General features: G+C 33.3%; 14 protein-coding genes. 11 read left to right on the top strand and 3 right to left on the bottom strand.

Annotation, left to right across the window (positions count from 1 at the left end; all coding sequences use genetic code 11):
* Nucleotides 1–42: 42 nt before the first annotated feature.
* A complete protein-coding gene (locus ACP7AV_RS11405) occupies nt 43–1,107 on the bottom strand; it encodes a hypothetical protein (protein WP_426064852.1) in 1,065 nt (354 codons plus the stop codon).
* A gap of 456 nt (nt 1,108–1,563) precedes the next feature.
* On the opposite strand from ACP7AV_RS11405, the gene ACP7AV_RS11410 reads away from it, so the two are divergent.
* The 8 genes from ACP7AV_RS11410 to ACP7AV_RS11445 all read left to right on the top strand — a co-directional run bounded on the left by ACP7AV_RS11410 (nt 1,564) and on the right by ACP7AV_RS11445 (nt 10,596).
* On the top strand, nt 1,564–3,393 hold the full coding sequence (locus ACP7AV_RS11410) for a PAS domain S-box protein (protein ID WP_426092049.1): 1,830 nt from the start codon (nt 1,564–1,566) through the stop codon (nt 3,391–3,393).
* Complete coding sequence (locus tag ACP7AV_RS11415; RefSeq protein WP_426064850.1) at nt 3,383–3,784, top strand: response regulator; 402 nt, start codon at nt 3,383–3,385, stop codon at nt 3,782–3,784. Before ACP7AV_RS11410 ends, ACP7AV_RS11415 begins: the two co-directional genes overlap by 11 nt.
* A gap of 66 nt (nt 3,785–3,850) precedes the next feature.
* A complete protein-coding gene (locus ACP7AV_RS11420; protein WP_426092137.1) occupies nt 3,851–4,747 on the top strand; it encodes an ABC transporter ATP-binding protein in 897 nt (298 codons plus the stop codon).
* Nucleotides 4,748–4,796: 49 nt separating this feature from the next.
* Nucleotides 4,797–5,633, top strand: coding sequence for an ABC transporter permease (locus ACP7AV_RS11425; protein WP_426092050.1), 837 nt, complete (start codon nt 4,797–4,799; stop codon nt 5,631–5,633).
* 651 nt (nt 5,634–6,284) lie between these two features.
* Nucleotides 6,285–7,592, top strand: a complete 1,308-nt coding sequence (locus ACP7AV_RS11430; RefSeq protein ID WP_426092051.1) for a CPBP family intramembrane glutamic endopeptidase — start codon at nt 6,285–6,287, stop codon at nt 7,590–7,592.
* Nucleotides 7,593–7,798: 206 nt separating this feature from the next.
* A complete protein-coding gene (rlmD, locus tag ACP7AV_RS11435) occupies nt 7,799–9,214 on the top strand; it encodes a 23S rRNA (uracil(1939)-C(5))-methyltransferase RlmD (RefSeq protein WP_426092052.1) in 1,416 nt (471 codons plus the stop codon).
* Between the two features lie 67 nt (nt 9,215–9,281).
* Nucleotides 9,282–9,803 carry a DUF6452 family protein gene (locus ACP7AV_RS11440; RefSeq protein WP_426092053.1) on the top strand — a complete coding sequence of 174 codons (522 nt, stop codon included), beginning with the start codon at nt 9,282–9,284 and terminating at the stop codon, nt 9,801–9,803.
* Nucleotides 9,775–10,596, top strand: coding sequence for a DUF6048 family protein (locus tag ACP7AV_RS11445; protein WP_426092054.1), 822 nt, complete (start codon nt 9,775–9,777; stop codon nt 10,594–10,596). Before ACP7AV_RS11440 ends, ACP7AV_RS11445 begins: the two co-directional genes overlap by 29 nt.
* An 87-nt stretch (nt 10,597–10,683) precedes the next feature.
* Here ACP7AV_RS11445 and ACP7AV_RS11450 read toward each other — a convergent pair whose 3' ends face one another.
* Both ACP7AV_RS11450 and ACP7AV_RS11455 read right to left on the bottom strand, forming a co-directional pair.
* Nucleotides 10,684–10,920, bottom strand: a complete 237-nt coding sequence (locus ACP7AV_RS11450; RefSeq protein ID WP_426092055.1) for a hypothetical protein — start codon at nt 10,918–10,920, stop codon at nt 10,684–10,686.
* Nucleotides 10,921–10,965: 45 nt separating this feature from the next.
* A complete protein-coding gene (locus tag ACP7AV_RS11455; RefSeq protein ID WP_426092056.1) occupies nt 10,966–12,171 on the bottom strand; it encodes a THUMP domain-containing class I SAM-dependent RNA methyltransferase in 1,206 nt (401 codons plus the stop codon).
* 95 nt (nt 12,172–12,266) lie between these two features.
* On the opposite strand from ACP7AV_RS11455, the gene ACP7AV_RS11460 reads away from it, so the two are divergent.
* From ACP7AV_RS11460 to murQ, 3 genes are all read left to right on the top strand, one after another.
* The gene (locus ACP7AV_RS11460; RefSeq protein ID WP_426092057.1) at nt 12,267–13,031 is read left to right on the top strand and encodes a class I SAM-dependent methyltransferase; all 765 of its coding nucleotides are present in this window, start codon (nt 12,267–12,269) and stop codon (nt 13,029–13,031) included.
* The gene (locus ACP7AV_RS11465) at nt 13,032–13,700 is read left to right on the top strand and encodes a ZIP family metal transporter (protein WP_426092058.1); all 669 of its coding nucleotides are present in this window, start codon (nt 13,032–13,034) and stop codon (nt 13,698–13,700) included.
* A 208-nt stretch (nt 13,701–13,908) separates the two neighbouring features.
* Nucleotides 13,909–14,724 carry an N-acetylmuramic acid 6-phosphate etherase gene (murQ, locus tag ACP7AV_RS11470; RefSeq protein ID WP_426092059.1) on the top strand — a complete coding sequence of 272 codons (816 nt, stop codon included), beginning with the start codon at nt 13,909–13,911 and terminating at the stop codon, nt 14,722–14,724.
* The last annotated feature ends 7 nt before the right edge of the window (nt 14,725–14,731 follow it).

A 14,731-nucleotide genomic window follows, 5' to 3' on the forward strand; every position in this document is an offset into this window, starting at 1 on the left:
ACAATTTATTTCTGAAGAGGTATCATTCAAATGTAAGGTCTTTTAAATTTTTCTTTTGAATAAGGTACTGCTTTTAAAATTTCGGGTAATAAATTCAAAGGCTGCACTCATGATATTTCCCATTGATTTTGCCTTTTTAAAATTCAAATCATTAGTATAACGGTAAAGTTCCATCTGTAATTGTTTCAAATGAGATTCTGGCGAAAGTTCATCTTCACCCATAATTTCCAATAATCTATTGATTCTGTTTTCAGCCGACAGAATTCTTTTGGCCAGCACTGATCGTTCCTCATCTTTGTATTGTTCGATAGAACTGTTTTGAAGTTTATCTTTGACCAATTTAACCATCGGATAATTTTCTTTAAAAAACTGAGGACGATACACTTTGAAATTCCCTTCGTAACACTGTTGATCAAAATCGATGGCGCGTATTTTATAAACGACATGATCAAAATCATGTGTAGGAACGATCACATAATTATAGGAACGCATATCGCCCAATAATCGAATCATACAGCGCTCATTGAACTTTACAAATTCTTTGGCTATTTGCGATTTTTCCGTTTCGGTACAATCCGCCAGCAAGGTTTTTATGAAAACGTCTCCCGGAATTCCCATGATATGTTCTTCTATCAAAGTGTCTTGGTACACTAAAAAATTTATTTTATCGGGTGAAAGTATGTGTTCCAGCTCTAACCCATAAACGCGGGAAGCATCCGCTTTCTTGATGTAAAAATGGGTGTAATTGTCATTAAGAATATTTCTGACTTTTATTCGGAAAGGCTTGGAATTTCCAAAAGTGCAGTAATCAATAGCATCTACATTTAGGAATTTAATAATTCCCAAATTTCCATCAGAATGCAACAGCGAGTAGATTTTTTTTAGATTTAAATCTATCTCTTCCCTTTCATACTCATTATAATAGACTCTAATCCACAAGGTGTCCTCATCGTTTTTATCATACACCGTTACAGAGCCTGCAAAGCGTAATAAATCATCGTAAAAAACAGAAACTTTAGATAATCGATCAAATCGTTCTAAGTACTCCAAAAGGGAATCATTTATAGGATAGGATGGTTTTTTGAAAAGCATTATTGGCTCACTCATTTGGCAAAATTTAATACAAAATTACAATAAATTAAGCTTTTGGATTGGAATAGTTTAGAAATATAAAGTTCCATATACCGGAACAATTCTTAGAGGAAAATATTTAAAATTTATGCATAACAAGGTTAATGAGCTAATTTAAAAAGTAATAAACTCAGTAAATTTACTTTTCTCTAAAAATGTTAAATGAAATAGAAAACTTACTATTGCAAAACGGAAAATCCTTCCCATCGCGTTTGTTAATATTTAATTAATGGATACGATTTAATCTTTTTAATCTTTGTTTAACAATAATAAAATCAATAAAAACACACAAACAGTTAATTTTAAGAAAGTTCTCATAAATAATTATAAAAATATAGGGAAAATATCTATATTTTTGTTAAAAAAATAAATTCCTTGATATAAACTTTATATTTGAAAGCCTCGCTATTTTTAAATATTTAAAATCTACAAATGACAGATAAACTTGACCTCTATTTCAAGGCTGCACAATCAGCTAAGATTGGTATTTGGAAAATGAATTTACTGACTAATCATATTTTTTGGGATGCAGTTACAAAATGTATTCTTGAAGTTTCTAATGATTTTGAACCTGTAAACGGTAGCGGAATAAATTTTTACACGGAAGGTGAAAATAGAGATAGAATTAAAAGTCGTATGGAAAGTGCTATGCACGAAGGAATTTCTTTTGAAGATAAATTTCAAATTACCACAGCTAAAAATAATATCAGATTCATCGAATGTATTTGCCAGGTAGAAATCATTGATGGAAAACCTGTAAATTTATTAGGCACTTTTCAGGATATTACAAATGAGCAAAATTTAATTAATGAACTGCGATTAAATGTAGAAAAATTTTCGTCTATTTTTTCTAGTGCCAACGACGCCATTTTTATCATTGACACTTCAAATGGAGTTATAACAGATTGTAATCCACGATCATCCGACCTTACCGGATATGATCTTTTTGAATTAAAGGGTTTACACAATTCTAAACTTTTCCCGGAAGAATTTAGAAAACAAGTCCGTTTTATTTTAAATTATAATTTATACAGGAATGAATATACCGTAGACGAAACTTATATAAAAACAAAAGGCGGAAAATCAATACCTGTAGAAATAGCTTCGGGTAAAAAATTTCAGGTAGATAACATCACCTATTTAGTTTGTTTTATTAGAGATATAAGCGAAAGAAAAAACGTCGAAAATAAATTAAATTTACTTTCGCTCGCTGCCTCCGAAACAACAGATACTATAGTAATTGCAAATTTAAACGGAGATGCGGTTTGGGCAAATCAGGCTTATTTAGATCTTACAGGTCTGAATATGGACGAAGTAATAGGCCGAAAACCAGGTTCTTTATCCACAGGACCTGAAACTGACTTGAAGACAACCTTGTTAATGCAAAAAGCAATCAAGAATAAAGAAAGCATAAAAACCACGATACTCAATTATAATAAAAATAAAGAAAAATATTGGTTTGAGTTGAATATTACCACAGTATTCGACAGTGATAATAATTTCATAAACTTTGTAGGAGTAGGCCGCAATGTGACTTTAAGAATTGAAAAAGAATTAGAACTCAAAAGATTGTTAGAAATCACTAGTTGTCAAAACAATAAATTATTTAACTTTACACATATTGTTTCCCATAATATTCGGTCACACACTAGTAACCTCTCTATGATTGTCGATGTTATAGAAAATACTGACAACATTGAGGATAAACTTTCTTATTTTGATTTATTCAAAGAAGGAACTGATAAACTGTCTGAATCAATAGAATATTTGAATGAGATTATATGCATTCAGCAAAATACAAATATTGAAAAAAAAGGGATTCGCTTAAAACACGAAATCGAAAAAACAAAAATGGCATTAAGCTTGGCCATAAAAGAGAGCAAAATAATCATTACTGATACTATTCCCGAAGATTTAGTTGTTACTGCCATTCCCGCTTATTTAGACAGTATTTTAATAAATTTGTTTACAAATGCCATAAAATACAAGTCACCTGAGCGAACTGCAACCCTTTCAATAGGATTCGAAATTATTGAGGATTGTATTGTTATACATTTTAAAGACAATGGGTTAGGATTAAATTTAGAAAAAAACGGCCATAAACTCTTTGGAATGTACAAAACTTTCCACGGTAACGAAGATGCGAAAGGAATTGGATTATTTATTACTAAAAACCAACTGGAAGCTATGGACGGCAGAATTGAAGTTGAGAGTGCAGTGGGTCAAGGTTCTAATTTTAAAATTTATTTAAATGAAAAATAAATTAACATACATCATAGATGACGACAAATTAACCGTAAAACTAATGAGTATCCTCATTTCTAAAAATGATTTTTGTGAAGAAATAGAATCGTTTTACAACGCTCAAGATGCTATTACTAAATTAAAACAAAATGCAGAAAATAACGCAATTCTGCCGGATGCAATTTTACTGGATCTAAATATGCCGGTCATGGATGGATGGCAGTTTTTAGATGAATTTATTTCATTACCATTAAAGAAAGATATTCATATTTTCATAATGACTTCCTCCATTGACCCAGTTGATATTGAAATGGCCGCGAAATACAGAGTGGTTAGAGAATATATTATGAAACCTATAACTACCCAAAAATTAGATGTTTTATGCAAATTAATCGGTGATTTAAACTAAATCTGATTAATTAGTAACAAAACGCTTCCTTGATCGTCCAATATAAAAAAGTAAAAGATGAACTCATTGGAAACGATACTTTCTATCAAAAATCTCAACAAACGATATGGTGCTCTTCAAGCGCTAAAAAATGTTTCTTTCAATATCCACAAAGGCAATGTATACGGAATTCTAGGTCCTAATGGTAGCGGAAAATCAACTACTTTAGGGATCGTACTAAATGTTGTCAATAAAACTTCCGGAGAATACAGCTGGTTTGGTGGTGCAATGAAAACCCATGAAGCACTAAAAAAAGTGGGCGCAATTATCGAAAGACCCAATTTCTATCCGTACATGACGGCGAAGGAAAACTTAGAATTGGTCTGTAAAATTAAAGGAATTAGCTACACTAAAGTCACCGAAAAGTTAGAGTTAGTGGGATTAACAGATCGACAACACAGCAAATTCAGCACGTTTTCTTTAGGAATGAAACAGCGATTAGCCATAGCTTCTGCATTGCTGAACGATCCTGAAATTTTGATTCTTGATGAGCCCACAAATGGTTTAGATCCCCAAGGAATTCATCAAATTAGAGACATTATCAAACAAATTGCCGCGAAAGGAACGACTATACTACTTGCGTCTCATTTATTGGACGAGGTAGAAAAAGTGTGTACGCATGTTTTAGTTTTAAGAAAGGGAGAGATTTTATACACGGGATTAGTTGATGGTATGTCAGCAAATGAGGGATTCTTTGAATTACAGGCTGATGACAATACGAATTTAATTGAAGTTGTTAAAATGCATCCGGCAGTTAAAAATGTTGCGAACGAGGATGGAAAAGTTTTAGTGTATTTGAAAGATAATTTAGAGGCTAAAGAATTGAATCGATTTCTTTTTGAAAAAAACATACTTTTAAATCATTTGGTTAAACGAAAAAACAGTCTGGAAGAACAATTTTTAGAATTGACGAAAAATAAATAACTCCGTCTTGTTTTCTCACAACCTTAAAATCATAAATATCAATCTAAAAATGAAAAGACTCCTTTCTATAGAACTTCAAAAAATCTGGAAAAATAAAGCAAGTCGGATTTTGACTTTAACATATTTTATTCTCTTAACCTTCATTGCATTAATAGCCTCAATAAAATTTGACTTGGGTATTTTTAAGTTTCATTTGGCAGAGATGGGAATATTTAACTTCCCTTTTATTTGGCATTTTAACACTTATATCGCAGCGATATTAAAATTATTTTTGGCTATCGTAATCGTGTCCATGATGGCAAACGAATATAGTTATGGAACTTTGAAACAAAATTTAATTGACGGAATGAGTAAAAGAGAATTTATTCAGTCTAAATTTCTAACCGTCATTTTATTTGCAACAGTTTCTACGCTTTTTATCTTCATAATGTCACTTCTTTTAGGGTTAAGTTTTTCTTCTTATACTGAATTCAGCATTGTTTTTTCAAATTTAGAATACCTGTTGGCTTATTTCCTTAAATTAGTTGGTTTTTTCTCCTTCTGTTTATTTTTAGGAATACTAGTGAAACGTTCCGCATTTGCTTTGGGATTTCTTTTAGTTTGGAATATTATTGAAGGAATTATCAAAGGAATTTTGACTTTCAAAATATTCCCAAATAGCAAAATTGCGGCTTCAATTATGCAGTTTTTTCCTTTAGAATCCATCTCCAATTTAATAGTTGAACCGTTTTCTCGATTGTCTGTGGTAAAAAACTTGGGAACACAAATTGGTTTAGACAACATAAAAGATTATGGTGTACATTATTCCTCCGTTGGTATTGTTTTGTGCTGGACCGTAATTTTCATTTTCCTTTCTTACCGATTATTAAAAAATAGAGATTTGTAGTATTTTATATCTACACGAGCGGTGCGAGAACAATACTGTTTTGTCTTTTCATTTTTTGCATTTCTATTAATGCAGCCGCAGAAGCTATTACAGTAACCAACTCGTAAAGAGCAACTCAATTAGTTGAAAATATTTTGGTAAAATGTTACTATGCAGCCATTTCTTGCGCTGTAGTTATTAGAGATGAATATTCCGGCAGGCAAAAAAGTTATTTTTATTCTAAGATGTCAATAATTTTCCTTTTAAAGAAGAAGCTCTTTTATATACTTAAAGCAACCTGAATTCCCTATCATTGGAAAGGTGTCAATTTTATAAAAGAAAAAAAAAATATTTTTTTATAAAAAGAGATTCTAACTCATGTAGCTTCTTATTTTTTTGCGTTTGAAGATCATTTTAATATGGATAGTATGGATTTGAAAACCTGTAAATTTAATGTCGAAACTGGATCTAAAGCCACAAAAATGTATTTACAACTGATTCATCAGTAAGATTTAGTCCATCACAAAACAATTGTTTTTTTCTTTATCAACTCCACGTAGTTTGTTACGAAAGATTATAAATGCATAAAGCACACAACCTACTCAAAAATGCACACCAATTGCGCAATGATTAAAATATTTTTTACGAAAAACTAAAATACTAAAATTAAATATGAGCAATAATAATATGCTGGACAACTTAAAAGAAACCTTTATTGATTTAATCTCTTTTCTAAAAAATCCTATAGACGAAGCGGGTCCCGAATTATCAGTAAATAAAAAACTTAAGACACTAATTTCTTTATTAATTATTGAAATTCCTTTAATGGCAGTTTTGATACTTCTGATAAGTGGTTTGGAAACATTGGAACTTGTTGATCCAGATAACCACAAAATTCTGGACATGATCAATTCGTATCCAGTTGTATTGTTATTAGTGTTAACCGTTGTAATTGGTCCTTTAATTGAAGAATTAATTTTCAGGCTATATCTGCGTTATAAAAATAATTATGCGCTGCATTTTTTAATTTCAATAGTTTCCATAACGGGCGTTCGGAATGAACAAAAGGCAGAAACGTTTTTGATTTCTCTTTGGAAAAAAAGATACAAGTTCATATTCTATTTTTCTGCTGTAATTTTCGGGTTGATCCACATCAGTAATTTTGAATTTTCGTACACGATTTTACTTTTATCACCAATATTGGTGGCACCACAAATAATTTTAGGTCTCATTATCGGCTATGTAAGAGTTCGCAATGGATTTGTTTCAGGACTACTGATGCATTCACTTCACAATGCTTTCTTTATCGGCATCCCGTTATTTTTCATGTTTAACGATACGGAAAAACTAAACGCCGAAACCAGTTTATATTCGATAAAAATCGAAGAAACCAATGATATTGCTATTCCAAGTACCCAAAAAAACTATTCTGACAGCATTGTTTATAAAAATGTAAGTCTGAAAACTACCTTAACCTATTTATTGAATACAAATGAAATATTGCTGAAAACCAATGATAAAGAAATGTTAGACAATACGCTGAACTTAAACTTCAAAAACAAATCGAAAGACAGTTCTCGAACCAAAAGTATTGCCTTGAATCAATTGGCTACAAGCTATGATTTTAAAATTAAAAAAAGTACCAAAGCAACTGAAGTCTGGAATCTAGAAGTTATAAATCCAGCGCTATTACTGAAATATAAATCAAACAAAAACGCTTATGGAAACATGATTACTATAAATCCAGAGGAAATCATCATCAAAAAATCCAAAATTAATGCGCTTATCAATGCTCTGATGCCAAAAAGCAATAAAATGATTTTGGATAAAACAAGTAGCAAAGACAATTATAACTTTACACTTAAAACGAAGGATTTTATAAGTATAAAAAAACAATTAAAAGAAAAATATGGACTTTCCTTAGTCAAACAAAAAATAAATTTAGAGCACATGATGATTGAGTTTCAAAAACCAGAATAAATTCAATTCTTAAGTACAACTCCTTCTCCAATTGCAGCGAAAAAACAAGAGTTACCAAAGCTCTGCAACGCTTTGCATTAAATAATCACTCCAAAAACTTCGTGCTTACAGCATAAAGCGTTAATGGACTCAAATAAAAACACCTAAAAGTAAAAATATTTCCCAATTTGAATTTTTAAAACCATTCAAACACTTATTTTTGCGCTATGGCAAAGAAAAATACAGACAAAGTTGTCTTTCATCAAATAAAAGTCCTTGATGCTGGTGCAAAAGGCGTTTCGGTAGCAAAGGCTCCCGATGGAAAAATAGTTTTTATCCCGAATGTGGTTCCGGGTGATGTGGTTGATGTGCAAACTTTCAAGAAGCGCAAAGCCTATTACGAAGGTAAAGCGGTTCATTTTCATGAATTTTCCGAGCATCGTATAGAACCTATTTGCGAGCATTTTGGTGTTTGCGGTGGTTGTAAATGGCAGAATATGAAATACAGTCAACAGTTGTATTACAAGCAAAATGAGGTGAAAAATCATTTGCAACGCATTGGGAAAATAGAACTTCCTGAATTTGAACCGATTCTTGGTTCAGAAAAACAGTTTTTTTACAGAAACAAAATGGAGTTTTCTTTTTCGAACAGCCGTTGGTTGACTGAAAAAGAAATTGACAGCACCGAAGATTTAGGAAACAGGAATGCGCTTGGTTTCCATATTCCGAAAATGTGGGACAAAATTCTCGATATTAATAAATGTCATTTGCAGGAAGATCCATCGAATGCAATTAGAAACGAAGTGAGAGATTTTGCTAATGCAAATGGACTGACTTTCTTTAATCCAAGAGCTCATGAAGGTTTATTGAGAACTTTGATGTTGCGTACATCTTCGACTGGTGAAATCATGGTTTTGATTCAGTTTTTTGAAAACGACAAAGCCAATAGAGAATTAATCTTAGATCATCTTTACGAGAAATTCCCTCAAATTACTTCGCTGCAATACGTAGTGAACAACAAAGCGAACGATACTTTATACGACACTGATATTAAATTATACAAAGGAAGAGATTACATTTTGGAAGAAATGGAAGGGTTGAAATTTAGCATTAATGCAAAATCTTTTTACCAAACCAATTCTGATCAAGCCTACGAATTGTATAAAATAACGCGTGATTTCGCCGGTCTTACCGGAAATGAAATTGTTTATGATTTATATACAGGAACGGGAACTATTGCACAGTTTGTTTCTAAAAAAGCAAAAAAAGTAATTGGTGTAGAAAGTGTTCCTGAAGCGATTAAAGATGCTAAACTGAATGCAGAACGCAATGAAATCAAGAATTGTGAGTTTTTTGTCGGCGATATGAAAGTGGTTTTCAACGATGATTTCATCGCACAACACGGTCATCCTGATGTGATTATTACCGATCCGCCAAGAGATGGAATGCACAAAGATGTAATTGAACAAATAATGAAAATTGCTCCTGAAAAGGTGGTTTATGTAAGTTGTAATTCGGCTACACAAGCGCGTGATTTGGCTTTAATGGACGAAAAATACAAAGTGACTCGTGTACGTCCTGTGGATATGTTTCCGCAAACGCATCACGTAGAAAATGTTGTACTTTTGGAAAGAAGAAAATAGTAGTCCGTTTGAAGTTTTAAGATTCCAGAAAGTGTAATCCACAACACTAAACACTGAATATTATTGTATGAAAAAGATATTTTTATTGTTATTGTTTTTTGCTTTCACTTTCTCCAGTTGTGAGAAAGACGACATTTGCGATGCAAATACTCCCACAACGCCACGATTGGTGATTAGTTTTTATGATTTTTTGAATCCTTCAGTTTTAAAAAACGTATCTAATCTGAAAGTTGTTGGTGAAGGAATGACCGATGGAATTCTTTTTAACGGCAGCCAAACAACCAGCGGAAATACCATTTCAATTCCGTTAAAAACTGTTGGAACAAGCACAACCTATAGTTTCACATTAAATTCAGGAAATCCTAATCGTGCATTGGTTGATGAAGACATTATAAAATTTAATTATACCACACAGGAACTTTTTGTTTCCAGAGCGTGTGGTTACAAAACAATTTTCACATTAGATCCAACAAATCCATATACGCATACCGATGCAACAGCAGCAAATCAAAAATGGATAAAATTTATATCGGTTGAAAAAAGTAACATCGAAAATGAAAATGAAACACACATTAAGATCTTTTTTTAGTATTTGTCTCCTATTGTCGTTGACTTTGGTGCAGGGGCAAGAGACTACTCCTATCAAAAGCGATCCAAAAACCACCAAAACAGACCAGATTATTCCTGAAGCACCTATACCATTAGTAGAAATTAAACCAGCTTTGAAAAAGAACGATTCAATTCCTGTAAAGACCGATCGTTATGGCGTACGTGTGGGTGTTGATTTATATAAATTGACACGCGCTCTTTATGACAAAAATTATAAAGGAATTGAATTAGTGGGAGATTATCGATTGACTAAAAAATATTTTTTGGCTGCAGAATTAGGGAATGAAAATAAAACTACGGATGATGATCGCGTCAATTTCACTACTAAAGGTTCATACATAAAAGCGGGTTTTGATTATAATGCTCACGAAAATTGGCTGGATATGGAAAATATCATTTCTATAGGTATGCGTTACGGTTTTAGCACATTTAATCAGCAATTGAACAGTTACAGAATTTACAATGCGAATCCATATTTTGGAGAAGTCCCTGTAATTCCTTCTGGTAAAAAGTTTGATGGATTGTCCGCTAGTTGGATTGAAGTCGTAGCAGGAGTAAAAGCCAAAGTATTTAATAATGTGTTTGTGGGTTTTAGTCTTCGATTGAACCGATTAGTAACCAATAAAGAACCTGAAAATTTCTCCAACTTATATATTCCAGGATTCAACAGAACCTACGATGGTAGTTTTGGAGTAGGATTCAATTATACAGTAACTTATTTTGTTCCTATTTACAAGAAGAAAGTTGCTCCAAAAAAAGTAGAGAAAAAATAACCGCCAATTCGCTAATTTTTATTTTTGGTGAAAATTAGCACATTAGCGGTCAATATTTTGAAAACAGAACATCTTGGGATTTCTAATCTACCCTATTTCCTTAATTCCTTTCATGAAAATCCATTTCATGTATAATTTCTCTCCATCTTTGGTTTTTATCGCATGAAATTTTGGCGACAAGAGTGTTCCAATGAAAAATGCGGTTAACGGAATCCAAAATCCGGTTAAATTAGTATAATGTTCCACTAAATACCTGGCGGAAATAAATAATATAGCAAAACATCCGAGTTGATATATAAATGCTCGTATTTGTAATTTGGTCATGATAAATTAGAAATTGTGAGTTATGAATTATAAATTTTTAGTTAATTACTCCTGACCATCTTCTAAAATCTGATTCGTAGAATCTGAATCCTGAACAGCCTGAAACTTCGTTCTTTTACTTCCTTCATACATTTCATATTTTACCAAACGTGCTTCTAAACCAGCATTAAAAAGTTTAATTTTTCTCGAAGGTTTCAGTCCTACATATTTCAGTGCTTCCAAGTTCGCTGTAATCATCCAGGCATTCGTTCCAGGGTAATTTTTCTTTAAGGTATCACCGATATTTTTGTAGAATTCTTCCATGTGAATATCCAGACGCTCATCATACGGCGGATTGAAAACAATGTGCAGTTTTCCTTCCGAAGTTTTTTCAGTGTCAAAAAAGTTCTTTTCTTCAATAGAAATATACTCGTCAAGATTGGCGTTTTTGATGTTGTCTTTGGCCTTTTGAACCGCACTTGGTGCTTTATCGTAGCCTTTTATGGTGTAATGAAACTCACGAACGCGTTTTAATAAACTGTCGGAAATACTATCAAACAAATCATTGTCCCAATCGTTCCATTTTTCAAAAGCAAATTCTTTACGGTTGATGTTTGCAGGAATGTTGCAGGCAATCATGGCGGCTTCAGCTAAGAACGTTCCCGAACCACACATTGGATCCAAGAAATCTGTTTGACCGTCCCAACCGGAAAGCAATAGAATTCCTGCTGCCAAAACCTCGTTTATAGGAGCAATATTCGTTGCGGTTCTGTACCCACGTTGGTTCAATGCATTTCCTGAAGTATCCAATGCAACTGAAACCTGGTCTTTATCGATATGGATGTTGATTCTTAAATCAGGATGTACTTTATCAATACTTGGACGTTGTCCGGTTCTTTCTCTGAACTGATCGACAATCGCGTCTTTACATTTTTGGGAAACAAATTCCGAGTGATTAAAATATTCCGAATGTACTGTGGTATCAATCACAAAAGTCTGATTGGCAGTCAGTAATTTAGACCAATTCACCCCAGAAATACCTTTGTATAAAGCCTGTTCGTTATTTGCCTTGAAAAAATAAATAGGTTTCAGGATTTTCAAAGCGGTACGCAAAGACAAATTTGCTTTGTACATAAACCCTTTATCTCCTTTAAAACTCACCATTCTCACACCTTGCTCTACGCTTTGCGCGCCAAGGTTTTGCAGTTCTTTTGCTAATATTTCTTCAAAACCAAAAAAGGTTTTGGCAACCATTTTATAATTATTTTCCATTTGCCCCCTCTGTCCCCTAAAGGGGAAATTGTTATCGTTATATTCGGCAAAAATACACTAAATTTGCATTAATCGAATTAATTGAAAAAGAATAAATGTCTGCAACACAAAATCCACCGACTGAAAATCAACTGAAATCAACTGGAAACTGGTACACTTCCTGGTTTGACACTCCATATTATCACATCCTTTACAAAGATAGAAACTATGGAGAAGCTCAGGTTTTTATGGATAATATTACCCATTACTTAAATCTTCCTGAAAACGCAAAAGTACTGGATTTAGCATGTGGTAAAGGCCGCCATTCTATTTATTTGAACCAATTAGGTTTTACGGTACTTGGAGCTGACCTATCTGAAAACAGTATTGCCGAAGCCACTAAAAATACGAATGAGACCCTTCATTTCAAAGTACACGACATGCGTGAACCTTTTGAAGAAAAATTCGATGCCATTTTCAATTTATTTACCAGCTTTGGTTATTTCGAAAATGACGAAGACAATCTCACTACATTAAAGGCCATCAAAGAAAGCCTGACGGAATATGGTTTTGCCGTGATTGACTTTATGAATGTTGCTCAGGTCATCGAAACGCTTATTCCGGAAGAGACAAAAACGGTTGAAGGCATCGATTTTCATATCAAACGTTATTTAAAAGAAGGTCATATTTACAAAGAAATTGACTTTGAAGATAAAGGCCAAAAATTTCATTTTACTGAAAAAGTAAAAGCTTTAACATTAAAAGATTTTGAGGAATTAATGGAAGAAGCCGGAATTTATCTATTGGATATTTTTGGTGATTATAAATTAAAAAAATTCCATAAAACAGATAGTGAACGCCTAATCATGATTTTCAAGTAAATGAATTACCTTTTACCATTACTTTCCGTAATCATCGGATATATTGTCGCCTTGAGTATCCGACCAAAGAACAAAATCAACCTAAAATTGCTGTTGGCTTTCAGTGGTTCTTTCTTACTTTCATTGACGGTAATGCACTTATTACCTGAAATTTATGAAAGTGCGAACCCAAACATCGGACTCTTTATCATGCTGGGAATATTGTTCCAGATTATATTGGAATTTTTCTCAAAAGGCGCTGAACATGGCCACGTTCACGGACAGGAAACAATGACGCAAATCCCTTGGTTATTATTCATCAGTCTCTGCATACATGCGTTTCTGGAAGGATTTCCCGTAAGCCATCATCATGATTTAGCAATAGGAATCGCCATTCATCACTTGCCTATTGCCATCATTCTGACTACCTTTTTTACCAATGCCAGTTTGAATAAAAAAGCCATTTTTTTCTTCATGATCACCTTTGCAGTGATGACGCCGCTGGGAACCATTTTATCTGACTATCTGCCAATATTAAACGTTTATTACACTGAAATCACAGCCATAGTAATAGGAATTTTATTTCATATTTCATCCACCATTATTTTCGAAAGCAGCGAAGGACACAAGTTCAATATCGCAAAGGTTTCGATGATTGTAATAGGAATTGCGTTGGCGTATTTTATATAATTTTATAATTTGGGCGTGACCGCAAGAGTCGGGCTATTCGCTGTAAATGAAATTGACCGAATTCCGACTAAAATAAAAGTAAAATGAGGTAATCTTTTTTCATTTCGCTAAAGCTACATGATAAAAAGGATTTCCGCTATTATCCCTCACCGAAGAAAAATAAATGCACGGACAACTCGCAAGTTTTCCCTCCAAAAAAAACATGAATATGCAATTCACAAAAACCACCGAACAATCCTCGAAATACGAACATTTAGAAAAAATGTCGGTTCAAGAATTGTTATCTAATATCAATCAGGAAGACAAAACCGTTCCGTTTGCCGTAGAAAAAGCTTTGCCAGAAATAGAACGTTTAGTCACTGAAATCGTTGCCAAAATGAAATTGGGCGGACGATTATTCTACATTGGGGCAGGAACATCGGGGCGTTTAGGAATTCTTGATGCTTCTGAATGTCCGCCAACCTTTGGCGTTCCTTTCGATTTAGTAATTGGGATCATTGCCGGCGGTGACGCCGCCATTCGTAAAGCCGTAGAAAATGCCGAAGACAACGCAACACAAGCCTGGATTGACTTGAAAGCTTTCAATATAAATGAAAATGATATTGTTGTTGGAATTGCCGCTTCAGGGACAACTCCTTATGTTATTGGAGGATTACAAGCTTGCAATGAAAATAATATTACTACAGGAAGTATTTCTTGCAATGCCGAAAGTCCACTTTCGAAAACGGCAAAATTCCCTATTGAAGTGGTTGTAGGACCCGAATTTATAACCGGAAGCTCCCGAATGAAAGCAGGAACGGCACAAAAAATGGTACTAAATATGATTACAACCGCCACCATGATTCAACTGGGGAAAGTGAAAGGCAACAAAATGGTCGATATGCAACTCAGCAACAGCAAACTCGTGGATCGCGGCGTAAAAATGATTATGGGTGAAATTCCCGTTTCCTACGAACAAGCCGCTGACTTATTAAAAAAACATGGTAGTGTGCGAAAAGCAGTCGATTATTTTACAGCTCAATAAACAGATT

It is taken from the genome of Flavobacterium sp. DSR3-2 (assembly GCF_049896525.1).
Taxonomy (GTDB): Bacteria; Bacteroidota; Bacteroidia; order Flavobacteriales; family Flavobacteriaceae; genus Flavobacterium.

Bases quoted from the DNA above. Each gene is read 5' to 3' on its own strand.
- ACP7AV_RS11405 (WP_426064852.1), bottom strand. From the start codon at position 1,107: ATGAGTGAGCCAATAATGCTTTTCAAAAAACCATCCTATCCTATAAAT.
- ACP7AV_RS11410 (WP_426092049.1), top strand. From the start codon at position 1,564: ATGACAGATAAACTTGACCTCTATTTCAAGGCTGCACAATCAGCTAAG.
- ACP7AV_RS11415 (WP_426064850.1), top strand. From the start codon at position 3,383: ATGAAAAATAAATTAACATACATCATAGATGACGACAAATTAACCGTA.
- ACP7AV_RS11425 (WP_426092050.1), top strand. From the start codon at position 4,797: ATGAAAAGACTCCTTTCTATAGAACTTCAAAAAATCTGGAAAAATAAA.
- ACP7AV_RS11430 (WP_426092051.1), top strand. From the start codon at position 6,285: ATGAGCAATAATAATATGCTGGACAACTTAAAAGAAACCTTTATTGAT.
- rlmD (WP_426092052.1), top strand. From the start codon at position 7,799: ATGGCAAAGAAAAATACAGACAAAGTTGTCTTTCATCAAATAAAAGTC.
- ACP7AV_RS11440 (WP_426092053.1), top strand. From the start codon at position 9,282: ATGAAAAAGATATTTTTATTGTTATTGTTTTTTGCTTTCACTTTCTCC.
- ACP7AV_RS11445 (WP_426092054.1), top strand. From the start codon at position 9,775: ATGAAACACACATTAAGATCTTTTTTTAGTATTTGTCTCCTATTGTCG.
- ACP7AV_RS11450 (WP_426092055.1), bottom strand. From the start codon at position 10,920: ATGACCAAATTACAAATACGAGCATTTATATATCAACTCGGATGTTTT.
- ACP7AV_RS11455 (WP_426092056.1), bottom strand. From the start codon at position 12,171: ATGGAAAATAATTATAAAATGGTTGCCAAAACCTTTTTTGGTTTTGAA.
- ACP7AV_RS11460 (WP_426092057.1), top strand. From the start codon at position 12,267: ATGTCTGCAACACAAAATCCACCGACTGAAAATCAACTGAAATCAACT.
- ACP7AV_RS11465 (WP_426092058.1), top strand. From the start codon at position 13,032: ATGAATTACCTTTTACCATTACTTTCCGTAATCATCGGATATATTGTC.
- murQ (WP_426092059.1), top strand. From the start codon at position 13,909: ATGCAATTCACAAAAACCACCGAACAATCCTCGAAATACGAACATTTA.